Annotated in this window: 9 protein-coding genes and 3 pseudogenes; 3 read left to right on the top strand and 9 right to left on the bottom strand. The window is 57.4% G+C overall.

Features of this window, described 5'->3' with window-relative positions; genetic code table 11:
• Positions 1 to 9: 9 nt before the first annotated feature.
• A pseudogene (gene rpsA / locus ACTG20_RS10860) lies at positions 10 to 1,682 on the bottom strand (30S ribosomal protein S1).
• 94 nt (positions 1,683 to 1,776) lie between these two features.
• Positions 1,777 to 2,469: a (d)CMP kinase gene (gene cmk, locus ACTG20_RS10855; protein WP_019444698.1), complete on the bottom strand. Its 693-nt coding sequence runs from the start codon at positions 2,467 to 2,469 to the stop codon at positions 1,777 to 1,779.
• A gap of 248 nt (positions 2,470 to 2,717) precedes the next feature.
• Here cmk and ribA point away from each other — a divergent pair, with 248 nt between their 5' ends.
• A complete protein-coding gene (gene ribA, locus ACTG20_RS10850) occupies positions 2,718 to 3,311 on the top strand; it encodes a GTP cyclohydrolase II (protein ID WP_005351157.1) in 594 nt (197 codons plus the stop codon).
• Positions 3,312 to 3,392: 81 nt separating this feature from the next.
• On the opposite strand, the gene ACTG20_RS10845 is transcribed toward ribA, so the two are convergent.
• Together ACTG20_RS10845 and ACTG20_RS10840 are read right to left on the bottom strand one after the other, a co-directional pair.
• Positions 3,393 to 4,349: a LysR substrate-binding domain-containing protein gene (locus ACTG20_RS10845; RefSeq protein ID WP_194496100.1), complete on the bottom strand. Its 957-nt coding sequence runs from the start codon at positions 4,347 to 4,349 to the stop codon at positions 3,393 to 3,395.
• Positions 4,350 to 4,412: 63 nt separating this feature from the next.
• A pseudogene (locus ACTG20_RS10840) lies at positions 4,413 to 5,287 on the bottom strand (LysR family transcriptional regulator).
• Between the two features lie 95 nt (positions 5,288 to 5,382).
• Here ACTG20_RS10840 and ACTG20_RS10835 point away from each other — a divergent pair.
• Complete coding sequence (locus tag ACTG20_RS10835; protein WP_194496099.1) at positions 5,383 to 6,606, top strand: MFS transporter; 1,224 nt, start codon at positions 5,383 to 5,385, stop codon at positions 6,604 to 6,606.
• Positions 6,607 to 6,751: 145 nt separating this feature from the next.
• On the opposite strand, the gene ACTG20_RS10830 is transcribed toward ACTG20_RS10835, so the two are convergent.
• From ACTG20_RS10830 to ACTG20_RS10810, 5 genes are all read right to left on the bottom strand, one after another.
• Positions 6,752 to 7,306 (bottom strand): VOC family protein, encoded by a 555-nt coding sequence (locus ACTG20_RS10830; RefSeq protein WP_194496098.1) that lies wholly within the window; start codon positions 7,304 to 7,306, stop codon positions 6,752 to 6,754.
• Positions 7,300 to 8,064 (bottom strand): hypothetical protein, encoded by a 765-nt coding sequence (locus tag ACTG20_RS10825; RefSeq protein ID WP_005337161.1) that lies wholly within the window; start codon positions 8,062 to 8,064, stop codon positions 7,300 to 7,302. The genes ACTG20_RS10830 and ACTG20_RS10825 overlap by 7 nt, the downstream gene beginning before the upstream one ends.
• 191 nt (positions 8,065 to 8,255) lie before the next feature.
• Positions 8,256 to 8,981 carry an oxygen-insensitive NADPH nitroreductase gene (nfsA, locus tag ACTG20_RS10820; RefSeq protein WP_194496097.1) on the bottom strand — a complete coding sequence of 242 codons (726 nt, stop codon included), beginning with the start codon at positions 8,979 to 8,981 and terminating at the stop codon, positions 8,256 to 8,258.
• Positions 8,982 to 9,052: 71 nt separating this feature from the next.
• Positions 9,053 to 10,618, bottom strand: a complete 1,566-nt coding sequence (locus ACTG20_RS10815) for an AbgT family transporter (protein WP_042055621.1) — start codon at positions 10,616 to 10,618, stop codon at positions 9,053 to 9,055.
• 143 nt (positions 10,619 to 10,761) lie between these two features.
• Positions 10,762 to 12,714 carry a putative bifunctional diguanylate cyclase/phosphodiesterase gene (locus ACTG20_RS10810; RefSeq protein ID WP_013723827.1) on the bottom strand — a complete coding sequence of 651 codons (1,953 nt, stop codon included), beginning with the start codon at positions 12,712 to 12,714 and terminating at the stop codon, positions 10,762 to 10,764.
• Positions 12,715 to 13,575: 861 nt separating this feature from the next.
• Between ACTG20_RS10810 and ACTG20_RS10805 the strand changes: the two are divergent.
• Positions 13,576 to 14,513: pseudogene (locus ACTG20_RS10805) on the top strand (LysR family transcriptional regulator).
• Positions 14,514 to 14,525 lie beyond the last annotated feature (12 nt).

Here is a 14,525-nt window from a genome sequence, read left to right as displayed (position 1 = left end):
CATCAAGGATTACTCACCCTTGGCGGCTTTGAACGCTTCCATCATAGCATTGCTGAACACAACTTCTTCTTGCTGGTTCAGGTTATCGATAGCAACACGCTCATCAGCCTCGTCCTTAGCACGGACAGACAGGCTTACGGTGCGGTTCTTACGATCAACGCCCATGAATTTAGCTTCAACTTCGTCACCAACAGACAGCACCAGAGTGGCGTCTTCTACGCGGTCACGAGCAGCGTCGGAGGCACGCAGGTAGCCTTCTACGCCATCAGCCAGTTCGATAACGGCACCTTTGGCATCAACCTCGGTAACCTTACCCTTCACGATAGCACCTTTCTTGTTGTCAGCCAGGTACTTGTTGAACGGGTCTTCTTCGATCTGCTTGACACCCAGGGAGATGCGCTCACGCTCCGGATCCACTTGCAGAACAACGGCTTCGATCTCGTCGCCTTTCTTGAATTCACGCACGGCTTCTTCGCCCTGGTTGTTCCAGGAGATGTCAGACAGGTGAACCAGGCCGTCGATGCCGCCATCCAGACCGATGAAGATACCGAAGTCAGTGATGGACTTGATCTTGCCGGAAACACGGTCGCCTTTGGCGTGAGTTTCGGCAAACAGCTGCCACGGGTTGGATTTGCACTGCTTCAGACCCAGGGAGATACGACGACGCTCTTCGTCGATGTCCAGAACCATCACGTCAACCACGTCGCCAACGTTAACAACTTTGGACGGGTGGATGTTCTTGTTGGTCCAATCCATCTCGGATACGTGTACCAGGCCTTCAACGCCTTCTTCGATTTCAACGAAGCAGCCGTAGTCGGTCAGGTTGGTCACGCGGCCAGACAGACGACGGTGGTCTCCGGGTAACGCTTGGCGATAGCAACCCAGGGATCTTCGCCCAGCTGCTTCAGACCCAGGGATACACGGGTACGCTCGCGGTCGAACTTCAGAACCTTGACAGCGATCTCGTCGCCAACGTTGACGATTTCGGAAGGATGCTTAACGCGCTTCCACGCCATGTCGGTGATGTGCAGCAGGCCGTCAACACCGCCCAGATCTACGAATGCACCGTAGTCGGTCAGGTTCTTGACGATACCCTTAACTTCTTGACCTTCTTGCAGGTTAGCCAGCAGGCTTTCGCGCTCGGAGGTGTTCTCGGTCTCGATCACGGCACGACGAGAAACAACAACGTTGTTGCGCTTCTGGTCCAGCTTGATGACTTTGAACTCGAGTTCTTTGTTTTCCAGGTGAGCGGTGTCACGGATCGGACGCACGTCAACCAGAGAACCCGGCAGGAAGGCACGGATGCCGTTCAGTTCAACGGTGAAACCACCCTTGACCTTGCCGTTGATGATACCGATAACGGTAGCTTGCTCTTCGTAAGCCTTCTCAAGCTGCAGCCAGGCTTCGTGGCGCTTGGCTTTTTCGCGGGACAGCTTGGTTTCGCCGAAACCATCTTCGATAGAGTCCAGAGCCACGTCAACGGTGTCGCCGACGTTGATTTCCAGCTCGCCCATGGCGTTCTTGAATTCTTCAGCCGGGATAGCGGACTCGGATTTCAGACCGGCGTCAACCAGTACGAAACCGTTCTCGATAGCAACGACAGTACCCTTGACGATGGAACCTTGACGGGTTTCAACGGCGTTCAGGGACTCTTCAAAGAGTTGAGCAAAAGATTCGATCATTGTTTATGTCACAAATGAAACATCCACTTGCAATCCGGCACAAGCGGGGCTGTTTTAAATAATCTGCGCCATCCTTGGTGCAGACGACCGGATGTCAGCTTGCGCTGGCATCACCAAGTTGTTGCTCTGCATAGGCGAGTACTGTTGCCAGCACTTCATCTATGGTCATGGCGGTAGAGTCTACCACCAGAGCATCTTCTGCCGGTTTCAGGGGTGCAGTAGCGCGATTTCTGTCGCGATCGTCACGTTCCCGAATCTCGGTTAAAAGACGCTCAAAGTTAACATCAAAGCCCTTATCTTGCAACTGCTTATAGCGACGCTGGGCCCGTTCTTCGGCACTGGCGTCGAGGAAAATCTTCACCTCGGCCTCGGGGAAAACAACTGTGCCCATGTCACGACCATCGGCAATCAGACCCGGGGCCTGACGAAATGCACGCTGACGGCGCAGCAAGGCTTCGCGCACCCGGGGGAAGGCGGCGATTTTACTGGCAGCATTACCCACTTCTTCGGTGCGGATGGTGCGGGAGACATCTTCCCCTTCCAGGATCACCTTGACCAGATCGCCCTCAACCTGAAATTGCACATCCAGATTGGCAGCCAGTGGCACCAGTGAGGCTTCACTGTCCAGCTCTACATCGTGATGCAGGGCGGCCAGGGACAACACCCGATAGATGGCGCCCGAGTCCAGCAAGTGCCAACCCAGCTTCTCAGCAAGCAGCTGACACAAGGTGCCTTTACCTGCACCACTGGGGCCATCAATTGTCATTACGGGGGCCATCTGAGGCATAACTTCTCTCCTGCACTGTGTTGCTCCCATCCCGAAGGGGTGGGTTAATGGGCGCCGATTATACCCGAATGTGGTGAGCCTGGCAGTCATCAATCCGCACAAAGGGCCAAAACCCCGCCGGATAGCTGTGCTTGTATCTCATTTGGAGATTTCATTAAGCAATGCAGGGACTTGTTCTTATGGTCGTTCCTGACAAGGCGCGCTAAACTGGCCCCCTTTTTTGAGCCGTTAGTAGTAAGGAGCAACCTATGAGCAGCGTTACCCTCGTGGCCAAATCCAAATTGCCAACCCCCTGGGGCACCTTCACGCTGGTAGGTTTTCAGGAAACCGGCACAGGCAAAGATCACGCCGCACTGGTGATGGGCGACATTACAGGTGACGAGCCCGTGCTGGGCCGGATCCACTCAGAGTGCCTGACCGGCGACGCCCTGTTCAGCCTGCGTTGTGACTGCGGTTTCCAGTTGCAGGCGGCCATGGAGAATATCGCCAAAGCCGGTCGTGGCGTGTTGCTGTATGTGCGTCAAGAGGGTCGTGGCATCGGCTTGCTCAACAAGATCCGCGCCTATCACCTGCAGGATCAGGGGGCCGATACCGTGGAAGCCAACGTGGCCCTCGGTTTCGCCGCCGATATGCGCGACTACACCATCTGCGCCGATATGCTCAAGCAGCTTGAGGTCAAGTCTCTCAAACTGATGACCAACAACCCCCGCAAGATGAAAGCGATGGAATCCTTCGGTATTCCGGTGGCCGAACGGGTACCTTTGCAGGAAGGGCGCAATCCCCACAACGAGTTCTATCTGTCGACCAAGGCCAACAAGCTGGATCATATGCTGAAGAAGTGAGCCTGCATTGACGAATTACAGATAGTCAAACGCCTCCCATTGGGAGGCGTTTTTCTTGGGATGACCACACATCAACCCAGGCTATCTAAGTGGTACGGTCAGATTGGCCAACAGTTCTTCAAGCTCTTCGCCAGTGCGGGCCGCACAGTATTGTTCGACCCGCTCGCGGGTCAATTGCGGCGCGAGACGTTCAATCAGATCGTAGAGATAGCCGCATAAAAATGCCCCTCTGCGCAACCCGATAGTGGCTACACCGCCTGGTAGCCAGGGCGCCGTTTTGAGCACCAGATCGCTATCGCGCTGGGGCTCCCAAGCAAAAGTTGCCATCACCCCGATGCCCATCCCTTGTCTGACATAGGTCTTGAGCACATCGCTGTCGCTCGCACAGCAGGAGATCCGGCTCTCGGCATGAGCGCAATCAGTGCCATGAGCTGTGGAGAGAGCCCTTCCATCGGTCACCAATGCAAACTCCACCAGCTCGGCCGGGGTCAGCGATGTTGCTCTGGCCAACGGATGCTCCTTTGGCAGCACCAAGCCCCGTTGCCACTGAAAAGAGGGGAGCATCAGCAGATCGCTCCCCTCCTCCGGTTCATCCGCCAGCAGCAGATCGGCAGCGCCATCATGCACGGCTGCGCGGCACTGCGCCGCACTCCCCTGCATCACAGTTACGGCAACTTTGGGAAAGCGGGCCATAAAACCCTTGAAGATGGCGGGCAGAATATAACGGGCTTGCAGATGAGTAGCGGCAATGGTGAGGGTTCCCTGCTCCGGATGCACATGCTGCCTGGCCATCACTTTGATGGTGGCGACCTTGTCCAGCACCTCGGCGGCCACTTTGATCACATCCCGACCGATGGGAGTGATCTGGGTCAGGTGTTTACCGCTGCGCTCGAAGATCTGGATCCCCAGCTCATCCTCCAGCATCCGCACCTGTTTGCTGATCCCGGGCTGGGAGGTAAAGAGGCTCTCGGCGGTGGCCGACAGATTCAGCCTGTGGTTCGCCACCTCGACGATATAGCGCAATTGCTGCAATTTCATGGTGTAGCCCTCAAGCGAACCCACCGTTAATAGTAACAAACTTTCAGCAATGGCCCGCCGCCATCAGGCCGGGCGCTCCTTGAGTAGAAAATCACGCAAGGCACGGTTGGCCATGGATAGCGGATCGCCACGCCGCCACGCCACACAGAGGTCGAGGTAGATGGGCGGGTCGAAGGGCACGCCACTCAGATCCGGCTCCTCTTCCAGCACCATCCGCAAGAAGGTGGTCACCGCAAAGCCTTGCCGCACCACCGCCTTGAGCAGAGGGATAAGATTGCTCTCGAAGGCGATATCGGGTTCAACGCCCAGGCTCTGGGCCAGCGCCTCCATATGCTCCCGGTGATAAAAGCCACGGCGAAACAGCGCCAGCTCCTGAGCAAAGAACTGCGAGAGGGTGACGGCCGATGCGCCGCGCAAGGGGTGATCGTCCCCCACCACCATCAACATCTCTTCACTCAGCAGATGTGCCCCCTCGATGGCGGGGGGAGATCACTGGTGATGAGAATGGCCAGATCGAGGGAGCCATCCACCATCCGGCTGAGCAGCTCACGGGTGCCGGCCTCTTCGACCCGGATCTTGAGGCCGGGATAGCGATGCTTGAAGGCCATCAGACGAGGGGGGAAATAGTAGGAGCCCATCATGTAGGGGATCCCGATCCGCACTTCCCCCCGCTCCAGCCCCTTGAGCTCGGCCATCTCGGCCTCGGCCTGATGCATCTGCAACAACAAGCGCTCGGCATGGCGACAGAGCACCTCTCCCTCCGGGGTGAGCCGTACCGCCCGATCCTGTCGATCAAACAGGCGCAATTCGAGCTGCTGCTCCAGCTTGGCGATGGCCATGCTGATGGCCGGTTGTGCCACATGCAGACTGTTGGCTGCCTTGGTAAATGAGCCGGCATCCCTGACCGCCAGCAGATAGGTGAGCTGTTTCAGATCCATGTATCAATTCATCTTATGAGATGGATAACTTAAATATATTATATTTATAACCGCAAGGGCTCTACCCTGACCAAAAGTAGTCAGGACAATACGCAATGATTGAAGTTGGAAGTCGCGAGTGGATACGTGCAACCCTGGCCCTCAGCCTGGGCTCTTTTCTGGTGTTTCTGAACCTCTACCAGACCCATCCCCTGTTACCCCTGATTGCCGAGGTCTTCTCGGTCAACTCCCTCTCGGCCAGCTGGACCCTGGCAGGATGCACTGCAGGCCTCGCCGCCTCCCTGCTGATCTGCGCCAGACTGGCGGATCGCCATGGCCGTCGGCAGGTCATGCTGGGTACCCTCACCCTGGCGATCTTGCTCTCACTGTTGATCCCGCTGGTTGAGCAGTTTGGTTCCCTGCTGTTGCTGCGCATCCTGCAGGGCGCGCTGCTGGCAGGACTGCCCGCGACCGCGATTGCCTATATGGGGGAAGAGTTCAGCAAACGGGCGCTACTCTCGGCGGTGGGGGTCTATATTGCCGCCAACTCCCTCGGTGGCATTGCCGGTCGGGTGGTCGGCGGTCTGTTGGCGGGCTGGTTTGGCGACTGGCAGCATACCTTTCTGGGGATCGGAGTGATCAGCCTGTCACTGCTGCCGCTGGTCTTCTGGCTGCTGCCCCACCAGACCCGCTTTGTGGCGAGCGCCCCCGTTCGCGGTCAATTTGCCCGCGCCTTGCAGCAACACCTGACCAATCCCTTGCTGGTAGGGGCTTACCTTATCGGCGGGCTCAACTTTATGGTGTTTCTGAACCAGTTCAGTTATCTCACCTTCCTGCTGGCAAAGCCTCCTTTCTCCTTGCCCACCCAGTGGCTCGGCATGCTGTTTCTCACCTATCTCTCGGGGACTGTAGCCTCCTCTCTGAGTGGCCGCTTTGCCAACCGCTGGGGGGCACAACGGATGCTGCTAGTGGGGATCGCACTGATGGCTATCGGCAGTCTGTGGCTGCTGCAGGCTAGCCTGCTCGGGATCCTGAGTGGCTTGCTGATCTCCAGCTTCGGCTTTTTCCTGGCACACGCCTGCGCCAGTGCCTGGGTCGGTCATCATGTCGAACACAACCGCGCCCTCGCCTCCTCTCTCTATCTGGTAGCCTACTATCTGGGAGCCAGTCTGGGGGGACTTTACCTGCACCCCTTCTGGGAGCAAGGCGAGCTGGGCGGTCTGGTCATAGGAATTGAACTGGTCCTCATCCTGACGGCGGGCTTGAGCCTCTGGCTCGGCCGTCTCAAGCAGCGAAGCCAATCGCCACTGCCCGCCCAGCAACCCCACCGACACGGGTAACGGGCTCAGCGCAAACAGGGTCACCCACGAGCAGATGGTGCTCTCGCAACCCAGCACCGCCAGATAGCAAAAGGGGTCACACCGGTGACCCCTTTTGCTGCGTTATTCAAGAGCCTGTCAGGCCCGCTCAGCATTGTGCGCAGGATCACTCCTGATCGAAATAATCCGCAGGCACCGCGACCACAGCACCGGTCGCCACCTCTTCGGCAATCACCTCAGCCAGCGAGCGCAGATGAAACTTGATCTGTCCGGAGGGCAACATCAGGCCAATATCGGGGTTGCGGGTATCCTGCATGTTGCCGGTTTTGAATGGCAGCTCGGGATAGCACGCTACCAGATCTTGCAATGAAGTGACCACCAGCTCGATATGTTCCAGCCCCGCCTGATGGACGCGCCCCGGTTTCGGTGCAGCCAGCTCGATACAGGGTACCTGTACCTCACCAGCCAGCAGCGGCTGATGCAACTGATAAGTCGCGATGGGACGTCCGCCAATCATACCCTCCACCAGCAAGGAGCCCGCCTCAGCCAGCACAGCACATAGCGCGCGGTACTCCTGCAGGGTAGCCGCCCGATAACAGAGGTGATCGACCGTTGGCCGGGAAATGATGACGCCACTGGCGGCCAGTTCGGCCAACAGCTGAGAAACAAATGGGGCCATTGGCCCCAGTGTGGAATCGAGTGGGTGGGACATGCTTACCATTTCTTCTTGGGTTGAAACAGGACATCGAGCTCGTCGGCTTCCTTGTCCTTGATGTTTTGCAGATCCTGCGCGCTATTTTGCTGCTGCAGCTCTTCAAGCTCCTTGAGCCCCTGACGCATATCTTCTTCACGGGCAAGCAGATAGGGATCCTTGTCGCCCACGCTCGCCATGGCCGACAGACCCTTGGTATAGAGCTGGCGGCAAGTACCATATTGGCCCTGAATGCGGGCATCCATCGCCCGCTTGACCAGATTGGAGATGTTGATCTTGAGCTGCATCAGCTCGAGTCGGCGCTCTTCCTGGGCAAACCCCTGAGGGTCAATCTTGCCCTTGTTGTGCTCGACCCGCAGCACGGCCCGCATCTTCTTGACCAGCTGCAGCATCTGGATCGCCTGACGATCGGACTCCGGGGTCTTGAACTGACCCTCATCCTGCACGCTGTAGTTCTCCTGCACATTCTTGATCTGGGTCTGCACGTCGACGATGCGCTGCTTGATCTGGTTGTTCGGCATCACCTGGGCGATGGCGCGATAGGCATCGAGGATCCGGTGCTGCAACAGCAACACCATGTTCTTGGAGAAAGGCACCAGATTGACGTTCAGCAACACCTCTTCGGTCTCGTCAGCCACCGTCTTGTGTCTGGCAACGGCGTGACGCTTGTCCGCCTCTGCCTTCTGCTTATATTGCTGCACCACGTTATAGGCGATAACCAAAAACAGGAGTGCGCCAATAGACAGCAATACCAAAGTTAAAATCATAGGATGTCCAAACCCCTGTTCCTATCCAATTGCGTGATCCTACAACAGCTTACCCACTTAAGGTAGCCTGCAGATCCCCCCTTGCCCACGATTTGTCACCAAGCTGTGCCCCCGGTATCAGGGAGAGGTTGCAGGATCAGGGGATGATGACCATGACGGTCACCTCCCCATAGTATCGCCCATCAGCGCCATTACTTGAGGTTAAAGCCCCGCGATTGCAGGAATCCCAGCATAAAAGGGCGGGACTCCTTGCCCAGAATGGCGCGGATCTGGCCGCTCCAGGTCTGCTGCTTGTTGTTGCTGCTGCGGGCCTGATAGTAGTCCGCGAGCTGCTGATCGTACTGGGCCAGCAGGTCGCGATCCAGCTCGTGCTGGTAGCGCTCCTGATGCACCACCAATCCCCTGGGCAGACGGGGTTTCTGTTCCGGCTGCTGGGCAGGATGACCAAGACAGAGGCCAAACAGCGGGATCACCTGATGGGGCAAGCCGAGCAGTTCGCTCACCTCGACCGGATGGTTGCGAATGCCGCCGATATAGACCCCGCCCAGCCCCAGCGACTGCGCCGCCAGCAGGGCATTTTGCGCCATCAGGGCGCCGTCGATGGCTCCGATCAGCAACTGCTCCGCATAGCCGGTCTGGGCCTCGGGCACGATCTGGGTGTGGCGGTGGTAATCGGCGCAGAACACCAGAAACTCGGCCGCCTGCACCACATAGGGTTGATTGCCCGCCAGCATGGCCAACTGCTGACGCGCCTCGGGCTCGCAGACTCGCACAATACTGGTCACCTGCAAAAAGCTCGAGGTTGAGGCGGACTGGGCGGCGGCGAGAATGGCATCCAGCTGCTGCGGGGCGATCGGCTCGGCAGTGAACTGACGAATGGAGCGATGGGAAAGGATAAGATCGATGGTCTGATTCATGGCACCTCCAAAATGAGGTAACACCATAGCGAAAAAAACGAGGGAGCCCAAGGCTCCCTCGCACACCCAGCTTAAGGGGCCGGATAGACGTAAGGGGCTTGCAACCCGAGCGGGAAGCCGAGCGCCCAGTAGAGCAGCAGGAAAATCGTCCAGCTCACCAGGAAGGCCAGCGAGTAGGGCAGCATCATGGAGACCAGGGTACCGATCCCGGTGCTCTTCACATACTGCTGGCAATAGACCACCACCAGCGGGAAGAAGACCATCAGCGGGGTGATGATGTTGGAGGCGGAATCCCCTACCCGATAGGCCGCCTGGGTCAGCTCGGGGGAGATCCCCACCGCCATCAGCATGGGTACCAGGATCGGACTGATCAGCGCCCACTTGGCCGAAGCCGACCCCACCACCAGATTGACGCTGGCGGTCAGCAGGATCATCCCGACGATGGTCACCTCACCGGGCAGCGCCAGCGCATGGAGCACTTCGGCACCGGAGAGGGCCAGCAGGGTGCCCAGATTGGAGTCACCAAACGCCTTGATAAAGAGCGCGCAGAAGAAGGCCATCACCATGTAGGAGCCCATCTTGTTCATGGTGGCCGACATGGCATCGATCACATCCTTGCCACTCTTGAAGCTGCCTGCGACAAAGCCGTAGACAATCCCGGGCAGGATAAAGAGCAGGAAGATGAGCGGCACTATGGACTTCATCACCGGCGCGGCGAAGGTGGTCAGGGAGCCATCGGCAGCACGCAGCGGTGAATCGCTCGGGGAGAGCGCCAGCGCCAGCAGCACGATAGCCGCCAGCATGGCAAACCCGGCCCAGTTGAAGGCCCGGCTCTCTTGCGCGCTGTAGCGCCCCATCTCGTCGGCACTCTCCAGATCCTCGTTGAGCGCCACGTGCTTGAGGCGCGGCTCCACCACCTTTTCGGTGACGAACCAGCCGACGCAGATGATCAGCAACGAAGAGGCACCGGTAAAGATGATGTTGCACAGGGTGTTGACCATGTAGTCAGGATCGAGCAACTGAGCGGCGGACTGGGTAAAACCCTGCAGCAGCGCATCCCCGCCGGAGGGCAGGAAGTTGGCGGCAAAACCGCCGGAAACGCCGGCAAAGGCAGCGGCGATCCCCGCCAGCGGATGGCGTCCGGCAGCGTGGAAGATGATGCCACCGATGGGGATCACCAGCACATAACCCGCATCTGCGGCGGTGTGGCTGACGATCGCCACCAGGATCAGCATGGGAGTGAGAAAACGGGCAGGCGTCACTTTCAGCAACTTTTTCAGACCGGTATTGATAAAACCGGACTGCTCGGCCACCCCGACCCCGAGCATGGCCACCAGCACGATCCCCAGCGGGGCAAAGCCGGTGAAAGTGGTCACCATGGTGGAGAGAAACTCGGCCAGACCGGCACCGGTCAGCAGGTTGTTGACCACTACCGCCTCCCCGGTACGGGGGTTGACCAGATCAAACTGGAATTGTGACAACACCCAGGAGCCGACCCAGACGATCAGCAAGGCATAGAGGAACAGCATGGCGGGGTCGGGTAATTTATTCCCGGCTTTCTCGACGCCATTGAGGAAACGGTTCAGCCAACCTTTGGGAGGGCTGGCCGGACGGTCATTGACAGCAGCATGACTCATTATTGCGATACTCCTTTCCCTAGAAACGAGGGCGCATGCTAGCAACTCCAGCCAATCCGTCTCATGACCGATCGCAAAAGAATGATTAATTTTGATTAAATATTGCGGAATAAAATCCCAAGTTGTGGCCTAACGCACACTTGTTACTCTGCCATTACGGCATCTAGCAGTGGATAACGCCCAACCTGGCACTCAACCACAAAACCGCTCGCCTCGACTTGCGCCACAGTCAGCGGCTTGCTGAACAGATATCCCTGGAACACATGGCACCCCTGGGTCTGCAGTGCGGCCAGCTCGTGAGGCTCCTCCACCCCTTCCGCCATGATCCCCAACCCCAGATTGGTGGCCATGGCCGCAGTCGCCCGGATCACCGGCAAGTTGAGACCGACCACGAAGGAGCGATCCAGCTTGATGTTATTGATCGGCAACCGGTTGAGATAGGCCAGCGAGGAGTAGCCGGTACCGAAATCGTCGATGGCAATCTTGATCCCCTGCTCGCTCAAATCGTCGAGAATGCCGAGGCACCCCTTCATATCGAGCATCAGCACGGTTTCGGTCAGCTCCAGCGTCAACAGGGAGGCATCCACCCCGTGCAGCTCCAGCTGCTGGCGAACTTGCCCGGGCAACGCCGACGATAGCTGGAAACCGGAGAGGTTGACGGAGACCGGCACCCGCTGATGGAAGCGCTTCTGCCAGCTGGCGACTTGTGCCAGCGCAGTGGAAAGCACCCAGCTGCCGATCTCGCGGATCAGCCCCATCTCTTCGGCAAGCGGGATAAATTCCACCGGCGAGACATGGCCGAGCACCGGGTTGTACCAGCGCAGCAGTGCCTCGTAACCGATCAGACGCCGTTTGGCGGCATCGACCTGCGGCTGGTAACAGAGGCTCAGCTCCTGACGGCCGATGGCCTTGGCCAGAAACTGTTTGAGATTGAGCTTGCGCTGCAGGGTCTGTTGCATGCTGGGGGTGAAACGCTGCCAGCGCAGCCGCCCCATCTGCTTGGCCTGATACATGGCCATGTCGGCACGGGTGATGAGGTTGTCCCCGTCATCCGCATCATCGGGATAGATGGCGATACCGATACTGCCGCCGATGGTCACCTCCGGCAGCCCGCTCAGTTGCAGCGGCTTGGTCATCTGGGAGAGCATCTGATCGGCCACCTCTTGCGCCCGATCCCCCTGATTGCCCAGCGGCACCAGTGCTGTGAATTCATCGCCACCGAGGCGAGCCAGCTCCACATCCCGCGGGCAAATCTGTTTGAGGCGACCGGCGACCCGCTCCAGCAGGCGATCTCCCGCCTTGTGGCCGTAGTTGTCGTTGACCAGCTTGAAGTTGTCCAGATCCATGAACACCAGCGCGAAACGCTCCCCCAGCCCGCAATAGGCCTCAAGGGATTTCATCAAGCCATACCGATTGAGCAGGCCGGTCAGGGAGTCGTGCCAGGCGAGGTGGCGATGCTCCAGCTCTTCGAGTTTGCGATCGGTAATATCCCGCATGGTGAGCAGAATGCGGGCCCCCTGCTGGATATAGCGGAACTGATACTGGAACCAGCGCATCCCCTTGAGGGTACGGCACTCCCCCTCGGTCACCACCTCATCGAGACGGGAGAGCTTCTGGTAGAAGCTGTCATCATTGCCGGAGAAAACCTGGGAGAGCTTGGCGATCTGGTGGCCGAAACACATTTCGAAGTGATAGTTGCCGCTCTCGAACACACCGTGGCTATCGAACAGGCAGGCAAGGGTATCGCCGGTTGCCAGCGAGGACTCCTGATAGAGGGTATCGGAGTCGAGCACCGCTTCGGTCATCATCATCAGCCGGCCAGCCAGCTGAATGCCAGAGAGGCGTAGATAGATCTGCTTCTTGACCCCCTTTGGGGAGAGGGTCCACCACTCGTTGTAACTGCGCCCCTGCTGAAAATCACCCAGATAGCGCTGTAGCAGCAGATCGATGGCGGTTGCCATATCGGCAGAGAAGTCGCGGGAGCAGAGTTCGTCGAGAGACGTCGCCTCCCACACGGAGAGCGCGGCGCTGTTTGCCCAGAAAATATGGTGATGCTCGATGTCATAAACCCAGATCGGGGTATGCAGAACATCCATCGTCTTCAGTAACCGTTCGTCAAGCGTATTCATCTGGTCAAGGTCATTCATGCTGGATGGTCACTGGTTAACCGGAAAACAGATCTGGCAAACCGCTAGCTGCAGAATGCAAGGTGCAAATACCTCTCGGCCATTATCCCTTTTCACATAGCCAAGAGCGGACAAAACTATTTCAGATATCAACAACAGGGCAGCCTGTACGGCAATACCACAAAGGACTCAGCCAAGGACCCTGTTAATCCAGGCAAATCATATAGTCGATTTTTAACTTTTTTCCCCAGTAAAAACAAGCACTAAGAGCTATCCACTCGAGACCTTGAAAGAGCAATTGCATATTTGCTGCGACAAATTTGTTATTAACATTTAAATCAATGGTGGAAATAGTCATCACTCTCTGTCACAAAGCTTCCATTAATTAACCAAGCGGATGGATAAACAGCCAAAAAAACGCCAAATCGGACAAAAATAGTTCACTAAGGCGGAATTGATATACCCCAAATTCATTTTTCAACAGGCAATGAGCAAAACCCGAATATATGATCTGCATCACATTGGCTGTGGATGGCAAACCACCCCGGCTGAGTACGCAGAGCACCCCGGCGCCCTTCCATCAGGTTGCAATATCGGCCTTCGCCCACGGTTATAGCGGAACAAATCAGGAAATATGGCAAACATCTCTGCCGCAACACCATTTGGCATCGTGCCGAAATAATCACCAGCTCGGGGAAACTGAGATGACGGGCGGGTGGAGAACTGGTATCAACAGAAATCGAATCCAGATCAATTAAACGCTGAATTACCCTTGCCAACCCGGAACGCTCTTTTTATGGTTGCCCCCTTGTTACACCCAGAACAGCGTTTATGAAGCACATCGAAGAGTTCTACCTGTTCGTCAAGGTGGTGCAAGAGGGAGGATTCTCCCACGCTGCAGCCGCACTGGGCATGCCAACAGGCACCATCAGTCGACGCATTTCCCAGCTGGAAGAGCAACTGGGTTGCTCCCTGCTACATCGCTCTACCCGCAAGCTCCGCCTTACCGATGATGGCCTCAGATACTACGAACGTCTCTGCACGCCACTCGCGCAAATCGAGCAGGCCACCAGCGAGATCCAGGGTCAAGAGGCCGACATCACCGGGCTTATCCGGATAGCTGCGCCCATCGCACTCTCCAACACCATCCTCATCGATATGCTGGCCGAATTCGGGCTGCACTATCCCGAGGTACAGTTCGATATCACCCAGACTAATGATCACCAGCACCTGTTCGACAATGATCGGGATCTGGTGTTCTTCAATGGTGAGCTGCCCCAGTCGCTGCCCAATGCGATCGTCTCGGCCATATCGAGTACGGCCTGTTTGCCTCACCACTCTATTTGACCAAGAAGGGCACTCCCTCCCACCCCAACCAGCTGGAAGAGCACGATCTCATCTACTGCTGGCCTCACCAGCACTGGCAGCTGACCGACAAGGATGGCCAGAGCGTCTGCATCAAACGCAGCGCCAAACTGACCGTCAACCAGACCCAGGCCGCGGTACGTGCAGCCCGGCGTCATCTGGGGATCGTCAATGCCCCGCTGCACTATCTGAGCAGCTTCCTCCATGACGAGCAGCTGGTGCCGGTACTGACCGACTGGCAAACCGGCAATCGCCCCTTCTACATGTTGTGTTGCCAGCACCAGTTCGCTCCGTTGCGTGTTAAGATGTTCGTTGAATTTGTTGAAAAATACTCAGCACGCTATCGCAATCGGCAGTGGGACAACCAATTTTCACAAGGTGATAGCCTCACCCATTGCATCTGACCGTTAGCGGGC

Origin of the sequence: Aeromonas sp. 84A (genome assembly GCF_051919345.1) — a bacterium.
Classification (GTDB): Bacteria; Pseudomonadota; Gammaproteobacteria; order Enterobacterales; family Aeromonadaceae; genus Aeromonas; species Aeromonas veronii.
This window is presented reverse-complemented; position numbering and strand designations above follow the sequence as displayed.